General features: G+C 31.7%; 3 protein-coding genes. All 3 read left to right on the plus strand.

Annotation, left to right across the window (positions count from 1 at the left end):
• A partial coding sequence (locus tag AB8B90_RS03280; protein ID WP_405333593.1) for a T9SS type B sorting domain-containing protein occupies positions 1–1,945 on the plus strand: 1,945 nt, incomplete at its 5' end.
• Between the two features lie 4 nt (positions 1,946–1,949).
• Positions 1,950–4,397 carry a T9SS type B sorting domain-containing protein gene (locus tag AB8B90_RS03285; RefSeq protein ID WP_405333595.1) on the plus strand — a complete coding sequence of 816 codons (2,448 nt, stop codon included), beginning with the start codon at positions 1,950–1,952 and terminating at the stop codon, positions 4,395–4,397.
• A gap of 198 nt (positions 4,398–4,595) precedes the next feature.
• A partial coding sequence (locus AB8B90_RS03290) for a choice-of-anchor L domain-containing protein (protein ID WP_405333597.1) occupies positions 4,596–5,309 on the plus strand: 714 nt, incomplete at its 3' end.

The following is a 5,309-nucleotide window of genomic DNA, read 5'->3' on the forward strand; positions in this document are numbered from 1 at the left end:
ATCTGGTACTAATGGAAATATATTCCCATATGGTGTGGAATTTTCACCAAACAGCAAGTTACTTTATGTACACTCATCAAATGATTTTTTTGACTTTGACAATCCTAGTAATAGTAATATACCATCTAATCATACATCTATATTAGCCCAGTTTGACTTATCAACTACTAACCCAAGTGACTCCAGAGTTATATTAGACGAAAGACAACTTTACAGAGGAGCATTACAACTGGGTCCAAACGGAAAAATATACAGAGCGTTGAGTGCTACATACAATGAAGGCTTACCCTTTCTTGGGGTTATTGAAAACCCTAATGTAATAGGCTCAGGATGTAATTACAATCATAATGCAATAAACTTATCTCCATTTAATTCTTCTCAAGGCTTACCCCCTTTTATAGCTTCATTTTTTAATACTGAAATTGATATCATTAAAAATGGCGAGAGTTCAATTAACCTAGCTTTGTGTGATGGAGATAAATATACTTTAATATCTGAGAATATTGCTGGAGCATCTTATATATGGACGTTAGACGATGTTCCATTACCTGAAACTGATTTTGATTTAGAAGTCTCTCAAACTGGTCATTATCAAGTTTACATTGACCCCAACAATGGAGATTGCGCATTCGAAGGTCAGGCTTTTGTTGTTTACAATCAAAATCCTGAAGCATTTAGTCATACTATTCTTCAATGTGATGAAGATGACATTATTGATGGCTTTACAACTTTTAATTTAAATCAAGCTAACCCCAAATTAACAAATAGTAATAGTAATCTTTCAACAAGATTTTATTCAGATATTACTAGATTAAATGAAATAAATGGGGCTTCATTCAATAATACTTCTAACCCACAAACTATTTATGTTGAAGTATATGATATAAACACTGGTTGCTATGACACTTCGGAGCTTGTAATAAATGTTAGTACCACAGATTCAAATGATGTATCACTTACATTATGTGATGATGATGGTCTTGAAGATGGTTTTCAAACATTTGACTTAAGTCAGGTTAGTTCTCAAATTGTAAATGGCTTACCAAATGGTTTAACTATATCTTATTTTGAAAATTACGAAGATTCTTTGTTAGAACTAAACGACTTAGGAACATCTTATACAAACACATCACCTTACAGCCAAATTATTTACGCAAGAGTCGAAAATGCAAATAATTGTTACGGTATTAGTGAAATCTCACTAACAGTTAACGAATTACCGAATATAGAAATACAAAGTTTAGACTACTATTGTTTAAATAGTTTTCCTGAAACTATAACTATAAATGCAGGTGTTATAAATGATTCTCCAAGTAATTACACTTACTTATGGGATTCTGGTGAAACAACTTATAATATTGAAATTAATGAACCAGGTGAATATAATGTTTTAGTTACAAATGCTAATGGCTGTTCTAAAAACAGAAAAGTAATTATAGAGCCTTCAAATACAGCTACTTTTGAGTCTATTGATGTTTTAGACGTTACAGATAATAATACCATAACGGTAATGGTTTCTGGAGAAGGCACATACGAATATGCGCTTTTTAGAGAAAACGATAACCTAATTATTCCTTATCAAGAAAATAACATTTTTGAAAATGTATCTCCTGGAATTTACACAGTGTCGGTTACAGATATAAAAAACAATTGTGGCCCAGTAGAACAAAACGTTTCTGTAATTGGTTTTCCTAAATTCTTTACACCTAATAATGATGGAATAAATGACACTTGGCAAATTTATGGTGTATCAAGTATGTTTCAACCAAATACTAAAATCTTTATTTTTGACCGTTATGGAAAACTCGTTCAAGAAATAAATCCGCTTGGACAAGGCTGGAATGGCTTTAGTAATGGAATAAAACTTCCATCTGATGATTATTGGTTCTCTGTTACTCTGCAAGACGGAAGAGTATTTAAGAATCATTTCACTTTAAAATATTAATTTTTTGAAATTTCACTTTAGATTTCGTTTTCTATATCTATCAATAATTTTTTTTTGTTCAAATTTTTGTTTTGCACAGAATGACTGTGTAGACGCTATTATTGCTTGTGGAAATTCAAATGTAAATTTAGATGTAAATGGTTCAGGAACCAGAGAGTTTCCCGATTCTTGCTCTAGTAACGAGAATAATAGTGTTTGGTTACAAGTTACTTTAGTTACAGATGGTACTTTAGGCTTTACTTTAACTCCAAATAGCTCTGCCATAACTGAAGATTATGATTTTTTTGTATTTGGACCAAATGTAAGTTGTGGAGATGTTGGCAATACCATTAGGTGTTCTACTACAAACCCTCAGGCAGCAAACCAAGGAAATAATTTAACCGGAATGAATGGAACCGAAACACAAATAACTGAAGGTCCTGGACAAAACGGAAATAGTTTTGTTAGGTGGTTAGATGCCCTAGCAGGAGAAACCTATTTTATTGTAATAGACAGACCTATAGGTAATAGTGGTTTTAGTTTAGAATGGACAGGTACAGCCACATTTTCAGAACCACCAACTGATGAATCTACTAACCCATCAACATCAGGTCCAACTAATTTAGGTAGTTGTGATGTTGTAGCTCCTTTTAATGATGGATTTACAACTTTCGATTTAGAATCTAAAACAAGTTTAATTAGAGGAAATCAAACAGATGTTAACATCACATATCATGAAAATGAAAGCGATGCCATTATTGGAATAAGACCTTTAATCAGCCCCTATACTAATGATTCAAACCCTCAAACTATTTTTACAAGAATTGAAAACACAACTACTAATTGTTTTGATATTTCCAGTTTTAATTTAGAAGTAAACTTAGGTCCAGATTTTTTTAATCCAATTAATTACCAAACCTGTGACGATTTAAATGATGGTGACGATACCAACGGACGTGTTATATTTGACTTACAACCTCTAGATGCTATAATTTTAGATGGTCAAGACCCTACAAATGTAAATATTAACTATTATAGAACTGAAAATGATGCTATAACAGAAACGTCACCTCTACCAGATTTATACTATAATACCAGAGCCTTCAATCAGGAGATTTTTGTAAGAATAGAAGATAATTTTAATCCTGATTGTAGGAGCATTACTAGTCTCAATTTAATTGTGAATTTAAATCCTGATGCTTTCAATTACATCATTTTACAGTGTGACGAAGACGGAATTAATGACGGTCTCACACGCTTCAACCTCAACGAAGCTAATATTGAGTTAACAGGTAATTTACCAAATCGGTCTACTAAATTTTATACAGATATTGCTCGAACACAAGTAATAAATGGTGATTCATTTGCAAACACAATAAACCCTCAAACTATTTATGTAGAAGTTACTGACGATACTACAGGTTGTACAAGCAATGCAGAATTAACTCTTGAAGTAAGTTTAACCGACTCTAACAATGCTTTCTTAAATGTTTGTGATGATGACGGTACAGAGGATGGTTTTTATCAATTTAATCTAAGTGAAGCTAATAATAACATTACAAATGGTCTGCCTCTGGGCTTAGATATTTCGTATTTTGAAACTTATAATGATGCGCTTCTAGAAATCAACAGCTTAGATGTAATTTATACAAATACATCTGCATATAATCAAACTATTTACGCGCGTGTCGAAAACGCAAATAACTGCTATGGTATCAGTGAAATTTTACTCACAGTTAATAAATTACCAAATATTGATACTGAAAGTTTAGTGCTTTATTGCATTAATACATTTCCAAGTACAATTACTCTGGATGCTGGTTTAATTAACGATTCTCCTACTAATTACACCTATGATTGGTCTACTACTGAAAATACTTTTAGTGTAGAGGTTAATGAAATTGGAAATTATAATGTTACCGTAACAAATGTAAATGGTTGTTCAAAACAACGAATAATTACTGTAAACCCGTCTGATATAGCCACTATTGAGACTATAGAAGTTATTGATGTATCTCAAAACAACACAATAACAGTATTGGTATCTGGTGAGGGTATTTATGAATATGAATTAATAGATTCAAATAATAACATTTCTAGCCCATATCAAGAAAGTAATATTTTTAAGAATGTTTCTCCAGGGATATATACTGTAAATATTAGAGATGTAAAAAATGATTGCGGTATTATTAATCAAAATGTTTCAGTAATTGGTTTTCCCAAATTTTTCTCCCCTAACAACGATGGTATTAATGACACATGGCAAGTCTTTGGTGTATCAGATATGTTTCAATCTGAATCTAAAATATTAATTTTTAACCGCTTTGGAAGATTACTAAAAGAAATCGATCCTTTAGGAGAAGGTTGGGATGGGTTATTTAACGGAGAAAGACTACCAATTGATGATTATTGGTTTTCTGTTACACTTCAAGATGGAAGGGTTTTCAAAAATCATTTTACGCTTAAATACTAAATTTTGTTACCAAAAAACTAATTAAAATGCATTTTATTCTATTTTTTAGCATTTTATTAAAAAAACATCTATTTTCCACTCGAATTTAAACCCAAATTTAAATTTGACATTTTACCCAAAGCAATTAAACAAAAGTTACAACCTACTATGAAACTTAATTACTACATATTAATTATAATATTTTGTTGTAGTAATTTTATGCTTTCTCAACAGATCTCTGTCGATAATTCTGTACCATTACAACAACTCATAGAGGATAATCTTGTAGATGGTTGTGTAGAAATTACTAACATAACCTCTGCGGTTAATGGAGCACCTTTTGGAGTACCTAGTTTTGGTTATTTTGAGCGTGCTAGTTCTAATTTTCCTTTTCAAAACGGTATACTTTTAACTACAGGAAATGCTACAGCAGCCGGAAATGGTGTTATAACCCCGCCTTTAAGTGATGGCTCTTCAGCTTGGGGAACAGACCCAGATTTAGAAACAGCATTAATGACTAGTAATACACTTAATGCAACTTCTATAGAATTTGATATAACTTCTATTTCAAGTCAGTTTCAATTTAATTATTTGTTTGCATCTGAAGATTATGATGGTATTAACCCTTGTCAAGTCTCAGATGGTTTTGTTTTTCTAATTAGAGAAACTGGAAGTAATGCTCCATATCAAAATATAGCATTAGTACCAGGTACTACAGACCCTGTTAACACAGGAACAGTTCATACTAATTTATTACCCGCATGTGCTGCTCAAAATGAACAGTATTTTGATAATTATAATACTGGAGACACAAACTATATAGGTAGAACCACAGTTTTAACCGCTTCAACAACTATAACTCCCTATGTTTCATACCATGTAAAACTAATTATTGCTGACCAAACTGATGGCACCTTTGATTCAGCAGTTTTT

This window comes from Psychroserpens sp. (assembly GCF_045105015.1).
Classification (GTDB): Bacteria; Bacteroidota; Bacteroidia; order Flavobacteriales; family Flavobacteriaceae; genus Psychroserpens.